Genomic DNA, 17,964 nt, shown 5'->3' on the forward strand with positions numbered 1-17,964 from the left:
AAAATGTTTGTTTCATATAAATGGCTCCAGGATTATGTTGATTTATCCGGAGTATCGGCTGATGAGTTAGCAGAAAAAATTACAAAGAGTGGGATTGAGGTTGAGGGCGTAGAGGTCCTTAACGAAGGGATTACAGGAGTAGTGGTTGGTCACGTTATTGAACGTGTACAGCATCCGAATGCAGATAAATTAAGCAAATGCCAAGTTGATATTGGTCAGGGCGAACCTGTTCAAATTATTTGCGGCGCACCGAATGTGGCACAAGGGCAAAAGGTAGCAGTGGCAACCGTTGGTGCGGTTTTACCAGGTAACTTTAAAATAAAGCGTGCGAAGCTTCGCGGTGAGGAATCAAATGGAATGATCTGCTCACTAACTGAGCTTGGTATTGAAGCGAAGGTTGTAGCGAAGGAATATTCTGAAGGGATCTTTGTTTTCCCTCAAGACGCAGAAGTTGGAACAGACGCAATCGCGTTATTAAACCGTAATGATGAAGTCCTTGAGCTTGGACTAACTCCAAATCGTGCGGATTGCTTGAGTATGCTTGGTGTAGCATATGAAGTAGCCGCGATTCTTGGACGCGATGTCAAGCAGCCAGAAATCGATCTTCAGCCAGTGAATGAAAAAGCAACAGATTATATCACTGTTAAAGTTGATGCTAATGAGGATAATCCTTTATATGTTGCCAAAGTAATTAAAAACGTAAAAATTGGTCCTGCACCATTATGGATGCAAACAAGACTAATGTCTGCAGGTATTCGTCCACACAATAATGTAGTCGATATCACTAACTACATTTTATTAGAATATGGTCAACCCCTGCATGCATTTGATTATGATCGCTTAGGTTCAAAGGAAATCCTTGTTCGCCGTGCAAATGATGGTGAGAAATTCACAACATTAGATGACGCAGAACGAACATTAACTTCTGACCACTTAGTGATTACAAATGGAATTGAGCCTGTAGCATTAGCCGGCGTTATGGGCGGAGCAAATTCTGAGGTTACATCAGATACAACAACTGTGTTGCTGGAGGCGGCTTATTTTACAGGAGGAACTGTAAGAAAAGCATCGAAAGACCACGGTTTACGTAGTGAAGCAAGTGCTCGTTTTGAAAAGGGTGTCGATCCAAATCGCGTTCGTGCTGCGGGTGAGCGTGCTGCCTACTTAATGGCAAAATACGCTGGCGGCGAAGTATTAGAAGGTGCTTCTGAAATTGATACACTAACAGTTGAGCCAGCAGTCGTATCAATCACACTTGAAAAAATCAATAGTGTCATCGGCACAAACTTGACTGTGGCCGATGTGGAAGCCATTTTTGAACGACTTCAATTTACGGTAACCAGTGAAGATGAGACGATTACGGTTACAGCTCCAACACGTCGTGGCGACATCAAAATTGAGGAAGACTTAATTGAAGAAGTTGCCCGTCTTTATGGCTACGATAACATTCCGAAAACATTGCCAATCGGTTCTGCTACACCAGGTAAATTATCGAGCTATCAGGAAAAAAGACGTATTGTCCGCCAATATTTAGAGGGTGCAGGTTTGTACCAGGCGGTAACGTATTCGTTAACAAGTGAGGAAAAAGCAGCACAATTTGCACTTGAGAAACGTGATTTCATCCGTTTAGCAATGCCAATGAGTGAGGACCGCAGTATTCTGCGTTTAAGCATCATGCCACAACTGTTGGAAGTTTTAAAATACAATAGTGCTCGTCAAAACGACAGCCTCGCTGTTTATGAAACAGGTGCAGTATTCTTAGCCAATGGAAATGAAGTTCTACCTGAAGAGCAGGAGCATTTAGCTGGTGCGATTACAGGTCTATGGCACAGTCATTCATGGCAAGGTGAGAAAAAAGCGGTTGACTTCTATGTGTTAAAAGGTATTTTAGAAGGATTGTTTGCAAAACTTGGCCTTACAGAAAGTGTGACTTATGTTCAGGCTAAAGTGGATAATATGCACCCAGGACGGACAGCTGAAATTCACTTAAATGGTGAAAGAATTGGATTTGTCGGTCAAGTACACCCAACCATGCAAAAAGAATTAGATTTAAAGGATACCTACGTGTTTGAGCTTTCACTAAAAGCAGTTCTTGAAGCAGCAACAGTGGCACTTAGATACGAAGGCATTCCACGTTTCCCTTCAATCACAAGAGACATTGCTCTTGTCGTTGATAAAGAAACAGTCTCAGGCGTGTTAAAGGACATTATTCAAACTGCAGGCGGTAAGCTTCTAAAAGAAGTAAATGTCTTTGATCTATACGAAGGTGATCGCATGGAAGAAGGCAAAAAGTCCATCGCGTACTCTCTAAAATATATGGATCCAGAACGTACATTAACTGATGAAGAAGTTACAAAGGTTCATACTCAAGTGCTTGAAGCATTGAGAAATCAGGCTGGAGCGGTATTGAGAGGGTAATTAAATGGAAAAATGACCTAGTGATAATCCACTAGGTCATTTTTTTATGCTGATATTGATAAAAGAAATTGAGAAAAAATGAAATTTGGACTAATGCAGGCAGCCTGGAGTGACCGAAGAGCATTCATAAAAAGTATTTGGGTTAATGCAGGCAGTCTGGAGCGACCGAAAAGCATTCATAAAAAGCATTTGGGTCAATGCAGGCAGTCTGGAGTGACTGAAGAGAATTCATGAGAAGCATTTGGGTCAATGCATAAATCATCTCCTCTTTTTATTCACCAAATTCATCGCCTTCTCCGTATTAGCAAAGTGTAACTTTACAAACTGTGGCAATACTTCTCTCCCTTTTTTCAAAATCAATTTTGCAGCGGCTTCATCGACTTGAGCACCTGCTCCTTTTGGAATTTTAAAGCCTGCCGAATCACTTAGCTTGTCAAAGTACTGCACAAAAGCATAACGTGCAAGGATCGAAGCGGCAGCTACCGCAAGATGGATACCCTCTGCTTTCGTGCTAAAATAAACATTTTCCCGCGCCACAGCTTTTTGATTTTTAATATGCTGATAATAGGTACTTTCTTGAACAAATTGGTCGATAAGTATTGCTTCAGGTTTAACAGGTGAAATTTTTTCGAGCACATTTAGAATAGCTTGATTATGTAGGAGGGCCTTCATTTTCCCCTGTGACATTCCTGATTTCTGCAGTTGATTATATTTTTCATTTTTTAGTGTCATCAAACTAAATGGAACAATATCTTTTATTACCTTTGCGATGGCAATAATTTTTTCATCATTTAAATCTTTCGAATCTCTGACACCTAATTCTTTTAATAACGGAATATCCTCTTTTCGTACATACGCAGCAACGACAGTAATCGGACCAAAAAAGTCACCAGTACCAACCTCATCTGAACCAATTACCGACATTTGACTGATTCCACTCGGTACACTACCTTTAGGAGCACTCGTTTTAGCAGGTGCAGTGCTCTTTGCTGCTGCCACACCCCATCTACTCGCTTCAGTTTCACTGCCACTTCCTTGAAATAAAACTTTCCCAGACTTATAGGCAGTAATCATCGAGCCTGAAGTCTTGGCAGCAAACACACTCCCTGGAGGAGTCTTTTCTAGTAATTTGCCTTCATAGTAACTTTTCATTTTATTAATTTCAGTCATACTTAGATTTAAAACAACATTTCCCACTCCCAAAACACTCCTCGACAATTTTCTAGTAAAAAGTAAAAAAACTCCAGTTTAAACTGTTTCTCTTTTCGACACATATCCGTTCGTGTTATATTATAAAATAGGGATTTCTTCGAATCGAATGGAGGCAGTAATTTGTCAAATACAGAAAAAACTAGAACAACCGTTGATATATACGGACAGCAATACGTTATTATAGGTGACGAAAGCCAAAGTCATGTTCGACGTGTGGCAGCATTGGTCGATAAAAAACTGCGCGAAATTGGTTCCAGGAATCCACTTCTAGATGTGAATAAGCTCGCCGTCCTAACAGCAGTAAATGCTGTTAATGATTATATTAAAATGAAGGAACAATTAGAGCGGCTGCAATCTGAATTACAAAAGGAAAAGGACTGAATAAGTCATGTTGGATTTAGCAATTATTTTATTATTAATTTTTGGCTTTTTTATCGGTTTAAAAAGAGGCTTCATTTTACAGTTAGTCCATTTAACAGGTTTTATTATTGCATACATAGTGGCAAATTTATACTATGACGATTTGGCACCAAGACTAACGCTATGGGTTCCCTATCCAAATCTCGGTACTGTTGCTCCTTTAAAACTATTAGGTGAGAATGGTAATATGGAGGAAGCCTTTTACCGTGCCATTTCCTTTGTTATCATTTTCTTTGCGGTAAAAATCTTACTGCAGATTATTGGATCCATGCTTGATTTTATTGCCCATTTGCCTGTTCTTAAGCAATTAAATGTTTGGGCAGGAGGAATGCTAGGTTTTGCTGAAGTCTATTTAATTATCTTTATTTTATTATATATTGCTGCACTAGTGCCAATGGAACTTTTGCAAAAACCTTTGGACGATTCTATCATGGCAAATCTGATAGTCAATCATACGCCATTTCTATCACAACAAATAAAGAGTATGTGGATGGAATACACTGCTGCGTTAACTTCTCTCTGAGGAGAGAAGTTGTTCTTTAACTTCTCTCTAAAAAGAGAAGTTTTTCTATTAAAAAGGTTAAAATAATAGCAAGGTAGGTGTAAATAATGGAGATTAATAAAAAGGATTTAATACGCTTATTAGAAACAATTGCGGTTTATATGGAGTTGAAAGGTGAAAATCCCTTTAAGGTATCAGCCTTTCGTAAAGCCGCGTCTGCACTGGAGTTTGATGATCGCACCCTTTCCGAAATCGAGGATTTTACTTCGCTATCAGGAATTGGCAAAGGGACCGCGGCTGTTATAGAAGAATACATAAACGAGGGCACTTCCACAGTATTGAAGGAATTAAAGGAAGAAGTCCCAAAAGGGCTAATTCCATTATTACAATTGCCAGGACTTGGTGGAAAAAAGATTGCTAAATTACATAAAGAACTTGGGGTTGAAGATGTCACAACGTTAGAAGAAGCTTGTAAAGCAGGTAAGGTGCAGGCGTTAGCAGGGTTTGGAAAAAAGACAGAAGAAAAAATCTTAAGTGCGATTGCCAATGTGGGCTCAAGACCAGATCGACTACCGCTTGCTTATATGCTTCCAATTGCTGAGCATATTGAGGCGAAGTTAACGGAGTTTCCTGAGATTCACCAATTCTCACGGGCAGGAAGTTTGCGCAGAGTCAGAGAAACCATTAAAGACCTGGACTTTATTATCTCGAGTGAACAACCAGATAGGGTGAAACAGTCCTTGCTGGAATTACCTAATATAAAAGAGATTATTGGTGCGGGAGATACTAAGGTATCACTTGTGTTTGAGTTTGATTATGATGTATCGGTTGATTTCCGTCTTGTAAAACCAGAGGAATTTATTACAACTCTTCATCATTTTACTGGTTCAAAGGATCACAATGTCCGGATGAGACAACTAGCAAAGGAACGCGGGGAAAAAATTAGTGAGTATGGTGTGGAAAATTTAGAGACAGGTGAAATTCTTACTTTTACCTCAGAGGAAGAATTTTACAAGCATTTTGACCTGCCATTTATTCCTCCTGAAGTACGAGAAGATGGAAAAGAAGTAGAGGATTTTCACAAATATGCTGGTGAATTAATTGAGCTAGGGGATATAAAGGGCGACCTGCATATGCACTCAACCTGGAGCGATGGGGCTCATTCGATTGAGGAAATGGTGGAATCCTGCCGTGCAAAGGGTTATAAATATATGGCGATCACCGACCACTCCCAGTATTTAAAAGTAGCAAATGGGCTGACACGTGAACGATTGCTTCAACAAAAAGAAGAAATCAGAAAACTAAATGATAAATATGACGACATACTAATTTTATCAGGAGTTGAAATGGACATTTTACCAGATGGCACATTGGATTATGAGGATGATCTCCTTGCTGAAATGGATTTCGTCATCGCCTCCATTCATTCTGCTTTTTCACAACCGCGTGAAAAAATAATGGAACGGTTACGTACAGCATTAACAAATGCACATGTTGATTTAATTGCCCATCCGACTGGTAGAAAAATCGGCAAACGAGAAGGATACGATGTCGATATCGATATGCTGATAGAATTAGCAAAGGAAACAAATACCGCTTTAGAACTCAATGCCAATCCCAATCGATTGGACTTAAAAGCAGAATATTTACGACAAGCACAAGAAGCGGGAGTTAAAATCTTTATTAATACAGATGCCCATAAAAAAGAGACGCTATCGCATATGAAAGTCGGCGTATCCACAGCGAAAAAGGGCTGGATAAAAAAATCATCGGTCATCAATGCTCTTGAACCGAATGACTTACTAGAGTTTTTGCATAATCGAAAATAGGGGGTTCATCTCCATGCAAGAAAGATCGTTAAAAGTATTGGAATTTACCAAAGTGAGGGACCAGCTCATTGAGCATGCGGCCTCATCACTTGGAATAGATAAGTTAAAGAATTTGGTTCCTTCAACTGATTTTGAGGAAGTAGTCAAACTTCAAGCCGAGACCGACGAAGCATCAACGGTACTACGGATAAAAGGGAATGTCCCATTATCAGGAATTCATGATCTTCGTGCCCATATTAAGCGCTCTGTCATTGGAGGAGTGCTTAGTTCCCATGAGTTGGTACAAGTTGCTAGTACCATCCATGCAAGTCGGCAAATGAAGAGATTTATTGAGGATATTGCTGAAGAAAGAACGGAAATTCCCATTTTATTAGAGCAGGTCGACAGGATTATTCCATTAGTAAATTTGGAAGAGTCTATTCGATATGCGATTGATGAGAGTGGAGAAGTGCTTGATAGTGCGAGTGATCTGTTGCGTTCATTAAGACACCAATTGCGCTCGAATGAAGCACGTGTCCGTGAAAAATTAGAGAGCATGATTCGCTCATCCAATGCAGCAAAGATGTTGTCAGACTCCATCATTACGATCCGGAATGACCGGTTTGTTATTCCTGTTAAACAGGAGTATCGGAGTCACTACGGCGGCATTATCCATGACCAAAGTTCATCAGGGCAAACGCTATTTATTGAACCACAAGTTATTGTCCAATTAAACAATCAGTTACAGGATATAAGAGTAAAAGAACAGCTTGAAATCGAAAGAATCTTGACGGAGCTTTCTGCAAAGACAGCTGAATTTGAATCTGAGCTGCAAGTGATTGTTGAGATTTTGGCTAATCTTGATTTTATTTTTGCAAAGGCAAGATATGGTCGCAAGATGAAAGCAAGTATGCCTCTCATGAATAATGAAGGAAGAATCGCCTTATATAAAGCCAGACACCCATTAATTCCGATTGATGAAGTCGTTGCCAACGATATTTTGCTGGGCAAGGATTATACAACAATTGTCATTACGGGACCAAACACTGGTGGTAAAACCGTTACCTTAAAAACGCTAGGGCTATGTTCGCTAATGGCACAAGCAGGATTACAGATTCCTGCCTATGATGGTTCAGAACTTGCTGTTTTTGATGCAATCTATGCAGATATCGGTGATGAACAATCCATCGAACAAAGCTTAAGTACGTTTTCTTCCCACATGGTAAATATCGTGGATATTTTGGAGAAGGTCGATTTCAATTCACTTGTCCTATTTGATGAACTTGGCGCAGGAACAGACCCACAGGAAGGTGCAGCACTTGCCATTTCGATACTGGACGAGGTGCATAATCGAGGAGCAAGGGTTATTGCCACAACTCATTATCCAGAGTTAAAGGCATATGGGTATAACCGTGAAGGCGTTCTTAATGCCAGTGTTGAATTTGACGTGGAGACATTGAGCCCAACCTACAAACTTCTACTTGGAGTACCGGGACGCAGTAATGCATTTGAAATTTCAAAACGACTAGGTTTAAATGATCGTGTCATTGCGGCAGCGAGATCACATGTAAGTGAAGATACCAATCAAATTGATAAGATGATTGCTTCGCTTGAAAACAGTAAGCGACAAGCTGAAATTGAACATGATGAGGCGCGTGATTATTTAAGACAGGCAGAAAAGCTCCATCAGGATATGCAAAAGCAGATGATTGAATTTTACGAGAAAAAGGACTCAATGCTTGAAAAAGCTGCTGAACAAGCTGGTGAAATTCTTGAACAAGCAAAGAGTGAGGCAGAAAAGGTTATTCGTGACCTTCGTAAAATGAGAATTGAAAAGCATGCAGATATTAAGGAACATGAATTAATTGATGCAAAACACCGTCTTGAAGCAGCAACACCTGAAATTAAGAAATCTTCTAACCAAGTTAAACAAAAAACGAAGAAACATTCCCTTACTCCGGGTGATGAAGTCAATGTTCTAACATTTGGACAAAAGGGTACGCTTCTTGAAAAGGTCTCAGATAACGAATGGCAGGTCCAGATCGGTATTTTGAAAATGAAAGTAAAAGAAAAGGATTTAGAGTTTATTAGTACGCCTAAGCCAGTAGAGACAAGACCGATGGCTATTGTCAAAGGCAGAGATGCAGATGTGAAGTTAGAATTAGATTTACGCGGAGAAAGATATGAGGCCGCACTCTCAAGAGTGGAAAAATATATAGATGATGCGTTATTATCAAACTATCCTCGTGTATCGATTATTCATGGGAAAGGCACGGGAGCATTAAGACAAGGAGTCCAGGAATATCTGCGGAATCACCGTTCTGTTAAGAAAATTCGCTTTGGAGAAGCAGGTGAAGGCGGTTCTGGAGTTACCATTGTTGAATTTAAATAATATCTGGGGAGAATAAGGAATGAACCAGTTTTGGGATAACGTGTATATTCAAAGTGCTGCCAATTATAGCGTAGTTATTTTATGTGTGATTGTCTTTTTAGCCATTTTTGAATTAGTAACAAAGTATAAAAATTGGGAAGAGATTCAAAAGGGGAACGTCGCGGTAGCAATGGCAACCGGAGGGAAGATATTCGGGATTGCCAATATTTTTCGTTATTCGATCGAGCAAAACGATTCACTAGTAACCATGATTAGCTGGGGAGTATTTGGTTTTGTGCTATTACTAGTTGGTTATTTTATCTTTGAATTTTTAACACCTAAATTCAATATTGATGAAGAAATTAAAAATGATAATCGTGCAGTTGGATTAATAGCGATGTTTTTATCAATCGGATTATCCTATGTAATTGGTGCAGGAATTTCGTAAGGGGAGAAGAAAGTGGAGACATTAGCTAAAGTACTTCTAGGTTTATGCGCTTTGTTTTTGCTAATTGGTTTGGGGTACATATTGTTTTTTTAACACGAAAGTCATCTCTGATGTTTTGAATTTTAAAAAAATCACCAAGAATTGCCCGGTGAAAGTCAGTTCACAATAGCAGATGAATTTCGGTCCCTGAGTTTACATTTCGACTAGACGGAGGGAATGAACGGATTGTCCCGTTATCGACTTAATAGCCGGAGAATATCATATTTTCAACTAAGGTGGTACCGCGATGGACAGTCGCCTCTACATTCAGGGGCGGCTTTTTTAAAACGAAAGGTCATTGAGCACAGGAGCAAAAAATATACCTGCTATTACTTTATATAAATCCGTTTGGATTTGATATATACATACATTTGAGCCAGAACCTGGAGTTAGGATCACTTTATTAGAGAGAAAGGAAACAGCGTAGTTGCTGTTTTCTTTTTTTATGGGTAAAAATAGGGCTAATGTCCTACCAAAGATTGTTCCCGAAAACCGCGACTGGGCAAGATGAACTGATTTTCTGAATTTAATTGACAATGATAATCATTTTCAATTAATATTTTCATGTAATCAAAATGTTCTGACAGACAGGAGCTGATTGTTATAAAGAGAGAAGAAAATTTTGAAGCAATTTTCCAAGACAGGGAATATCATAAATTCATCTCATTCAGACATGTGACTAGAAAAGATATAGATATCCTGCATACTTGGATGCAGCTTCCGCACATTGCCCCTTTTTGGAAGCTTAACGTGAGCAGAGATCGATTTGCCGGCTATTTGGACCGGACGCTTCACGCAGATAATAAACGGGTTTTTCTCGTTTATGTAGATGATCTCCCTGTGGCCTACCTGATGGCGTACAGCATTTTTCAAGATCCCGTAAAAGACTATTACGAAGCAAAAAGCGGTGATCTTGGCATGCATCTGCTTATCGGGCCAAGAAAATTCTTAAATAAAGACGATGGGCTTATGCTCATAAGAGCCATGACGGCCTTTCTTATGAAAAAATATGAGTGCGGACGCATCATAGGTGAGCCTGATGTAAGAAACCGAATTGTCATTCCGATTTTAAAGAGAATTGGCGGAGAAAGATTTGGCACCATCACGATGCCCCATAAGAAAGCAGCTTTAATGATAGGTGACAGAAATCGTTTTTACCGCTATTTATTGACGAAAGATGTTGAATTTAGGAAAGTGCCTAAACTGGAAGACAACACTTTTTGGAAAGCAGGAGCGCCATGTGAAAAGGAACCACCCAATTGATCAGGATCTATCAGATTTGCTTGGACGCATCAGTGAAAAAATGATGGAGCTTAAGCATCCGCCATTGGAGGAACTGACGCCTGAACAGTCGCGATTTTTTTATAAAGAAGCAAGAACATTTTTCAAGCCGTTTGAGTCAGACGGCATTCAAACACATAATGTCAATGTCGGTGAAGGGAATATCCCTGTCAGGATTTATCAGCCGGCAGGAGCCGAAGAACTGCCGGTTTTTCTATTTATGCATGGAGGGGGATGGGTCTTTGGAGATTTAGACAGTGCGGACTCATTATGCACGTATTTTGCAAAAAATGCGGAGTGCCTTGTGATTTCAGTAGGTTACAGGCTTGCTCCTGAACATCCATTTCCGGCTGCACTGCAGGATGTCATGGGTGTGGCACAATGGGCGCTAGAAAATGTTTGGCACTGGAACGGAAATCCTGCTCAGATGGCGATTGGAGGCGAATCGTCTGGAGCGAATCTTGCAGCAGCGGCAGTCCTCTGGATGAAGGAACTCGGAAGCTGTCCTTTTCATCTTCAAGTCCTTATTACTCCTGTACTTCGTCATCAGTTTGAAACGGATTCCTATCAATCTGGGTATGCATTTAATCTGACGAAAGAAAAAATGGAGTGGTTTTGGAACCATTACGTAACCGATGCGAGACAGGGAAGCCATCCATTTGCTTCTCCTCTGAATGCCAAAAGTCATAAAGATGTGCCGCCATTGCTTTTGGTAACGGCAGAATATGATCCTTTAAGAGATGAAGGATTCCAATATGCGGAAAAACTAAAAAACGAAGGGGTTCATGTGAAGCATCTGCATTTCAGGAAGCTCGTTCACAGTTTTCCTAATATGATCGGCCAGGTCAAAAGTGCAGATTCAGCCATGACCGAACTGGCCGGAACTTTAAAAACGAAGCTAAGAGAACGTTTTTTATTTTTTAATTGAGAATGAGAATTATTTTCAATAAGAAGGGTGATTATATTTGCTGACAAATGAATTCTACCTAAACAGTCAAAACAAACGGGAATCAAATGCAAGATCTTATCCGCGCAGAATTCCGATTGCCATTAGTGAAGCAGAAGGGGTTTATGTAAAAGACGTGGAGAACAAAACGTACATAGACTGTCTGGCAGGAGCAGGCACACTGGCACTTGGCCATAACCATCCTGTTGTGATTGAAGCAATAGAAAATGTAATCAGAGGGAAACGCCCGCTTCACACGCTTGATCTTACGACGCCAATGAAAGAGGAGTTTGTGGAAGAACTGTTTGATGCACTGCCGGCCTCATTTGCAGAAAATGCGAAGATTCAATTTTGCGGCCCATCTGGTTCAGATGCGATTGAAGCAGCAATGAAGCTTGTGAAAACGGCAACTGGAAGGGGCGGAATGCTCTCGTTTCAAGGCGGATACCACGGAATGACTAATGGATCCCTCAGCCTCATGGGGAATCTTGGTCCGAAGATGAAAATTCCGAATCTGATGTCTGATGTTCACTTTCTTCCATATCCATATTCATACCGTTGTCCGTTTGGAATTGGGGGAAAAGGAGGAGCAGCAGTCGGATCGACATTCATTGAACGGACCTTGAATGATCCGGAATCAGGGATTGTAAAGCCTGCGGGAATGGTCATGGAAGTTGTTCAGGGTGAGGGAGGCGCCATACCTGCACCTGATGAATGGGTGAAGCAAGTCCGCCGGATTACTTCTGAACAGCAGATTCCACTTATTGTGGATGAAGTGCAGACAGGATTCGGGCGCACGGGAAAAATGTTTGCATTTGAGCATGCCGGCATTACTCCTGATGTGGTTGTTTTATCAAAAGCAATTGGCGGTACTCTCCCTCTTGCGGTCATTGTCTATCACAAGGATTTAGACCAGTGGGAGCCTGGCGCTCATTCAGGAACCTTCCGCGGCAATCAGCTGGCCATTGCAGCAGGTACGGCAACAATGAAGTTTATTAAGCGGGAAAAACTTGACGAGCAGGCAGCTCTGCTTGGTGACTTCCTCATGCTGCGCTTAAAGGAAATGAAACAAGATGTCCAATCCATTGGTGACGTCCGAGGTTTAGGTCTTATGGTTGGAGCTGAAATCGTCGACACAACGGCTCCTGCAGATGCACTCGGAAGTTACCCTGCAAATCCGCAGCTGGCTAAGAAAATTCAGCAGGAATGCTTTAAACGTGGGCTGATCCTGGAGCTAGGCGGTCGTCACGGAAGTACCGTCAGATTCCTGCCTCCGCTGATTATCACAAAAGAGCAGCTTGAAACGGTGTGCGATCTGTTCTTCGAAGCGTCTATGGCAGCGGAAAAAGCGCTTATGCCAAGTTTCGTATAGGAGGTGAAGAAAATGACAGCCAGTGTAAAAACAAAAATAGATGCTTTTTTTCTCACAAATTCACAAGGCGGCCTGGAAAGCTATCAACATGTCATGAACCAGGCGATGGAAACGCTGAAATCAGCCGTTCTTGCAAATGCTCCATTCAGCGGTGCTTCTCCTCAGCTTGTTAAGGAGGGACTTGAAGCTCAATTTCCTGAGTTCCTCCCTGAAGTTGCCGGCAGTCCCATGGAGGTATTTCACAAGCTTTCATCTGCGGTTGCTGACCATGCCGTCTCTGTCCATCATCCGTTATGTGCAGCACATCTACACTGTCCGCCGATGCTGCCTGGTTTAGCAGCTGAAGTGCTGATTTCAGGATTGAATCTTTCAATGGACTCCTGGGACCAGAGCGGAGCTGCAACCATGGTGGAGCAGATAGTCATGGATGGGCTTTGCCGCCTTTTCGGTCTTTATGAAGGCGACGGGGTCATGACGAGTGGAGGAACACAATCCAATTTGATGGGGCTTCTTCTTGCAAGAGAGCGTGCAGCTTTAAAGCTTTGGAACTGGGATATTAAGAAGCAGGGTCTCCCTGTAGAACACCACCTTCTTAAAATTCTCTGCTCGGATGCAGCCCATTTTTCCGTTCAGCAGGCAGCCTCTGTTTTAGGGCTTGGAGAAGAAGCCGTCATTCCTGTAAAAACAGATGCTGCCCACAGGATGTGCATGAACGATTTAGAAGAAAAGCTGAAGCAGCTTAAAAAAGAAGGAAAAATTCCTTTTGCCCTAATCGCCACAGCAGGCACAACCGATTTTGGAGCCATAGATCCCCTAGAAATAATGAGTCAGGCCGCTAAGCAATACGATCTTTGGTTCCATGTGGATGCGGCATATGGGGGAGGCCTCATGATGTCAGATCAGCACAAACACAAACTGAAAGGCATTGATGAGGCGGACTCCATCACAGTTGATTTTCACAAAATGTTTTACCAGCCAATCAGCTGCGGGGCGTTCCTGGTAAATGACCGCAGCTCGTTTTCCTATATGAAGCGGCACGCAGATTACCTCAACCCAGAAGAAGATGAAGAAGAAGAGGTGCCGAATCTTGTAGGAAAATCCCTGCAGACAACAAGAAGATTTGATGCGTTAAAACCCTTCCTATCCTTTCAGCTGATTAGCAGGAGCGACTGGTCAGAAATCATCTGCCGCACCCTTTCCCTTGCAAAGGATGCCCATAAAATGCTTGAACATGACAGTTCATTTACGGTTATGCATAAACCAGAGCTGAGCACGGTTGTTTTCAGGTATACAGGAGACGGCATGCTTACGGAGGATGACGTTAATCTTCTAAACTACCGGATTCGGGACAGGTTGCTTGCAAATGGAGAAGCGGTCATTGCCCGTACAAAGGTAAAGGGACATGCTTGCCTTAAATTTACACTATTAAATCCACTCGCAGAAGCAGAGGATCTGTCAAAACTGATCCAGAGAATAAAAGAAATCGGACATAATGAATGGAGGAGGCTTCAGAATGAACAGGGATGAAGCTAGAAAATGTGCAGAGCATGCTACGCTGCAAAGCTATTTAAATTGTTATATCCGTGAGACGGGAAAAGGCTCTTTAACAGAGGATGTTCCACCAGAGCTTAAACATGCCCATTCAGGCAAATGGATGCAGCTTTCGCTTAAAAATAAATCTGCTTTATACATACCTTTAGCTTATTATTCAGAAACAGGACGCCACCTAGTTGGACCGGTAGTTTATCTAGGTTCTGAAAAGCTGAACTTCATGGACTGCATTGATGTGACGTTAATAGACTTGAATGCTGGCCAGCCGGCTGAAAAAAAGAATGAGCTGCTTACCCGCATTTCCCAGAGCTGCACACTGATGGCAGCATTTATTGAAAAACGTTCAGGTGAAGAAGACGAGCTGTATGGCACAGACTTTGATTTCCTGGCAGCAGAGCAGTCGCTTTTATTCGGACACCTGCTTCATCCTGCACCAAAAAGCAGGGAAGGGATGAATGAAGAGGAAATCAGATCCTATTCACCTGAATTAAAAGGCGCCTTTCCGCTCCATTATTTTAGAGCTCCTGCTGACCTTGTTTATTCTAAATCCCTGCTTCCGCATTCAGCCATTCAGCTGATCAAGCAAATGGTCCTTGATGATCCGGAAATAAAAAATGACTTCAAAAACAAGTATGCAAAAGAGGACGGGCACGCGCTGCTTCCGCTGCATCCGTGGCAGGCAATATATGTCCTTCAACATCATGAGATTAAGAGTCTTGCAGAAGCGGGAGTTATTGAGGACCTTGGACAGCATGGGCGTTCTTACTTTGCCACCTCCTCACTGAGGACAGTATTTCATCCTGATGTGCCGTTTATGCTGAAGTTTTCATTGAACATAAAAATTACGAATTCAGTGCGGGCTAATTTAATGAAGGAACTAGAACGCGGCGCAGAGGTAAAAGAACTGATGGAGGCCGGCCTCGGGAAGGAAATTTCAGATGAGTTTCCGCAGTTCAGGTTTGTTCACGATCCGGCATTTCTCACCTTGAAACTGGAGGACAGGAAAGAATCCGGGTTTGAAGTCATCCTTCGCGATAACCCGTTTTATCAGGAAAATGCGGATCAAACAACGGCCATTGTCTCTTTATGCCAAGATGGACTGAAAAGAGGAACATCAAGACTTTCTAGCATAATCCGCGGCATAGCAGATAAAGAAAACCGCACCACAAGCGAAATCAGTTCGGACTGGATAAAGCGTTACTTGGAGATTTCCCTAAAACCGATTCTCTGGCTTTATTATGAGAAGGGGATCGCACTTGAGGCTCATCAGCAAAACAGCATTGTTCAGTTGAATGACGGCTATCCTGAGCGATTCTTTTACCGTGATAATCAAGGGTTTTACTTCTGTGAATCAAAGAAGAGCGTACTTGAGTCATTTCTTCCTGAAGCGGGACAGAAAAGCGAAACCTTCTGTTCAGATGCAGTAGCGGATGAGCGCCTGCGATACTATTTCTTTTTCAATCATTTGTTCGGTATTGTGAATGCGTTCGGGACGGCAGGACTGGCAGACGAACGCATGCTGCTTAAGATCATCCGGGAAGAAATGGAAGCCTATTCTGTTCCAGTTGGACATCCTTCTCAGCTTATAAAAAGCTTCCTAGAACGCGAGAAACTGCCTTGCAAGGCCAATCTCATGACACGATTCCACGACTTAGATGAGCTTGTAGGTCCCCTTGAAACTCAGTCTGTGTATGTGGATGTTCCAAATCCACTGTTAAAAGAGGAGGCCGTCGCTTCATTATGATTCAACAAGAAACAAACGCAGTGATTACGTTCCGCAAGGTTGATTTTGAGAAGGATGCGGTCTTGCTTCATCAGTGGCACCATGAGCCGCACGTCATTCCTTTTTGGCACCAGAACTTTCCGTTCAGCCAGTATGCAAAGCACTTAAAGGGTTTACTTTCGGACAGGCATCAAACCTTATGGATCGGCATGATGAACGGGAAAGAGATGAGCTACTGGGAAACATATTGGGCAAAAGACGATATCATCGGCCGCTATTATGGTGCAGAACCATTTGATCAGGGAGTTCATTTGCTCATTGGAGACACCTCTTATTTAGGAAAAGGTTTGGCAGAGCCTATGCTTCAGAGCATCATGAAGCAGATGTTTTCTGACAGCAGGACAGCGAGGCTTGTTGCGGAACCTGATAGCCGCAACGCTAAAATGATTCACGTGTTTAAAAAGTGCGGGTTTGTTCCTCAAAAGGAGCTTAACCTTCCTGATAAACAAGCCATGTTTTTGATCTGCACAAGAGAAGATTTTGAAAGGAGGCTTACAAGTGATTTATGATGTGATTGGTGTCGGGCTTGGCCCGTTTAATCTGGGTATGGCTGCCCTTATAGATGAAACAGCCGAAATGGACGCTTTGTTTTTTGATCAAAAACCGGAGTTTGCCTGGCATGAAGGATTATTAATTGAAGGAACGACTCTTCAGGTTCCTTTTATGGCGGATGCCGTTACAATGGTTAATCCGGCGAGCAAATATAGCTTTTTGAATTATTTGCATCACCAGAAACGGCTGTACCACTTCTATTTTCTAGAATCGTTCCATATACCCCGTAGAGAATATAACCATTACCTCCAATGGGTCTCAAAGCAGCTGTCATCATGCCGGTTCAGCAAAAGAGTCATTGATATAGCCGAGCATTCGGATGGTTATGAAGTGAGTGTAGAAGATGTTTTGACAGGACATGTGAAGACTTATTACGCGAAGCATGTGGTCCTGGGAATGGGAAGTGCCCCGAATCTGCCGGAATGGACGGCGGCAGGCAGCCGGAATCTCTATCATTCTTCTGAGTTTTTGCAAAGAAGGAATGAAGCACTGGGAGAGACAGTCACAGTAATCGGCTCAGGGCAAAGTGCAGCAGAGGTTTTCCTTGAGCTTTTAAAAGAACAGATAACTGCAGGCTTTAAGCTGAATTGGCTGACACGAACAGACGGTTTCTTTCCGATGGAATATTCCAAGCTCGGGCTTGAACATTTTTCACCAGATTACACGGATTATTTTTACCGCTTACCTCAAAGCCTGAAGGATGAAGTTGTGTCGAAGCAGGATCCTCTTTATAAGGGAATAAGCGCAGATACGATTGCAGACATTTACGATCTTTTATATGAAAGAACAATCGCTGGACAAAAGCTGGACGTACAGCTCCTTGCTAAAACGGCGATTAAAGATATCTCTGAATATGGCGGCGGTCTAGAGCTCGACTGTTATCACAGGGAGGAGGGTGTATCGTTTAAGTTTGAATCAGATACCGTTATCGCTGCGACAGGATACAAAACCCTCTGGCCAAAAGCATTTAGCAGCCTGGCTCATTCGATGAGATGGGACGAAGCAGGACGCCCTGTTATTTCGAGAAACTATCAGGTCTACATGCATGAGACGAGAGATGAGCACATGGTGTTTATTCAAAACGGCGAGCTTCATACCCATGGGGTAGGAGCGCCTGATCTGGGGCTCGGCGCTTATCGGAATGCCGTTATCATAAATTCGATTGCCGGAAAAACGATTTTTGAGATTCCGGAAAAAAATGTCTTTCAGCACTTTGGGATCCAGCAGCTTGCCCGAAAGAAACAAACCGTATAGGAGAGTG

At 42.1% G+C, this 17,964-nt stretch carries 14 protein-coding genes; 13 read left to right on the plus strand and 1 reads right to left on the minus strand.

Going from position 1 to position 17,964, the window contains the following annotated elements:
* Positions 1–3 precede the first annotated feature (3 nt).
* Positions 4–2,418, plus strand: coding sequence for a phenylalanine--tRNA ligase subunit beta (gene pheT, locus QUG14_RS24875; protein ID WP_289343140.1), 2,415 nt, complete (start codon positions 4–6; stop codon positions 2,416–2,418).
* Positions 2,419–2,676: 258 nt separating this feature from the next.
* Here the strand turns inward: pheT and rnhC are convergent, their stop codons facing one another.
* Complete coding sequence (rnhC, locus tag QUG14_RS24880) at positions 2,677–3,615, minus strand: ribonuclease HIII (protein ID WP_289343141.1); 939 nt, start codon at positions 3,613–3,615, stop codon at positions 2,677–2,679.
* A gap of 135 nt (positions 3,616–3,750) precedes the next feature.
* On the opposite strand from rnhC, the gene zapA reads away from it, so the two are divergent.
* The 12 genes from zapA to QUG14_RS24940 all read left to right on the plus strand — a co-directional run bounded on the left by zapA (position 3,751) and on the right by QUG14_RS24940 (position 17,957).
* Positions 3,751–4,011, plus strand: a complete 261-nt coding sequence (gene zapA / locus QUG14_RS24885; RefSeq protein ID WP_289343142.1) for a cell division protein ZapA — start codon at positions 3,751–3,753, stop codon at positions 4,009–4,011.
* 7 nt (positions 4,012–4,018) lie between these two features.
* Positions 4,019–4,573: a CvpA family protein gene (locus QUG14_RS24890; RefSeq protein WP_289343144.1), complete on the plus strand. Its 555-nt coding sequence runs from the start codon at positions 4,019–4,021 to the stop codon at positions 4,571–4,573.
* An 86-nt stretch (positions 4,574–4,659) separates the two neighbouring features.
* Positions 4,660–6,381, plus strand: coding sequence for a DNA polymerase/3'-5' exonuclease PolX (gene polX, locus QUG14_RS24895; RefSeq protein WP_289343146.1), 1,722 nt, complete (start codon positions 4,660–4,662; stop codon positions 6,379–6,381).
* 13 nt (positions 6,382–6,394) lie between these two features.
* Positions 6,395–8,752, plus strand: a complete 2,358-nt coding sequence (locus QUG14_RS24900; protein ID WP_289343147.1) for an endonuclease MutS2 — start codon at positions 6,395–6,397, stop codon at positions 8,750–8,752.
* 19 nt (positions 8,753–8,771) lie between these two features.
* Positions 8,772–9,179: a DUF350 domain-containing protein gene (locus QUG14_RS24905; RefSeq protein WP_289343148.1), complete on the plus strand. Its 408-nt coding sequence runs from the start codon at positions 8,772–8,774 to the stop codon at positions 9,177–9,179.
* 714 nt (positions 9,180–9,893) lie between these two features.
* Complete coding sequence (locus QUG14_RS24910; protein ID WP_289343149.1) at positions 9,894–10,481, plus strand: GNAT family N-acetyltransferase; 588 nt, start codon at positions 9,894–9,896, stop codon at positions 10,479–10,481.
* Positions 10,459–11,427: an alpha/beta hydrolase gene (locus QUG14_RS24915; RefSeq protein WP_289343150.1), complete on the plus strand. Its 969-nt coding sequence runs from the start codon at positions 10,459–10,461 to the stop codon at positions 11,425–11,427. The genes QUG14_RS24910 and QUG14_RS24915 overlap by 23 nt, the downstream gene beginning before the upstream one ends.
* A 37-nt stretch (positions 11,428–11,464) precedes the next feature.
* The gene (locus QUG14_RS24920) at positions 11,465–12,817 is read left to right on the plus strand and encodes an aspartate aminotransferase family protein (RefSeq protein ID WP_289343151.1); all 1,353 of its coding nucleotides are present in this window, start codon (positions 11,465–11,467) and stop codon (positions 12,815–12,817) included.
* A gap of 12 nt (positions 12,818–12,829) precedes the next feature.
* Positions 12,830–14,344: a pyridoxal phosphate-dependent decarboxylase family protein gene (locus tag QUG14_RS24925; protein WP_289343152.1), complete on the plus strand. Its 1,515-nt coding sequence runs from the start codon at positions 12,830–12,832 to the stop codon at positions 14,342–14,344.
* Complete coding sequence (locus tag QUG14_RS24930; RefSeq protein WP_289343153.1) at positions 14,331–16,112, plus strand: IucA/IucC family protein; 1,782 nt, start codon at positions 14,331–14,333, stop codon at positions 16,110–16,112. Before QUG14_RS24925 ends, QUG14_RS24930 begins: the two co-directional genes overlap by 14 nt.
* The gene (locus tag QUG14_RS24935) at positions 16,109–16,660 is read left to right on the plus strand and encodes a GNAT family N-acetyltransferase (protein WP_289343154.1); all 552 of its coding nucleotides are present in this window, start codon (positions 16,109–16,111) and stop codon (positions 16,658–16,660) included. Before QUG14_RS24930 ends, QUG14_RS24935 begins: the two co-directional genes overlap by 4 nt.
* A 37-nt stretch (positions 16,661–16,697) precedes the next feature.
* Complete coding sequence (locus QUG14_RS24940) at positions 16,698–17,957, plus strand: lysine N(6)-hydroxylase/L-ornithine N(5)-oxygenase family protein (protein WP_289344229.1); 1,260 nt, start codon at positions 16,698–16,700, stop codon at positions 17,955–17,957.
* Positions 17,958–17,964: the final 7 nt, after the last annotated feature.

This window comes from Neobacillus sp. CF12, assembly GCF_030348765.1.
Classification (GTDB): Bacteria; Bacillota; Bacilli; order Bacillales; family Cytobacillaceae; genus Neobacillus.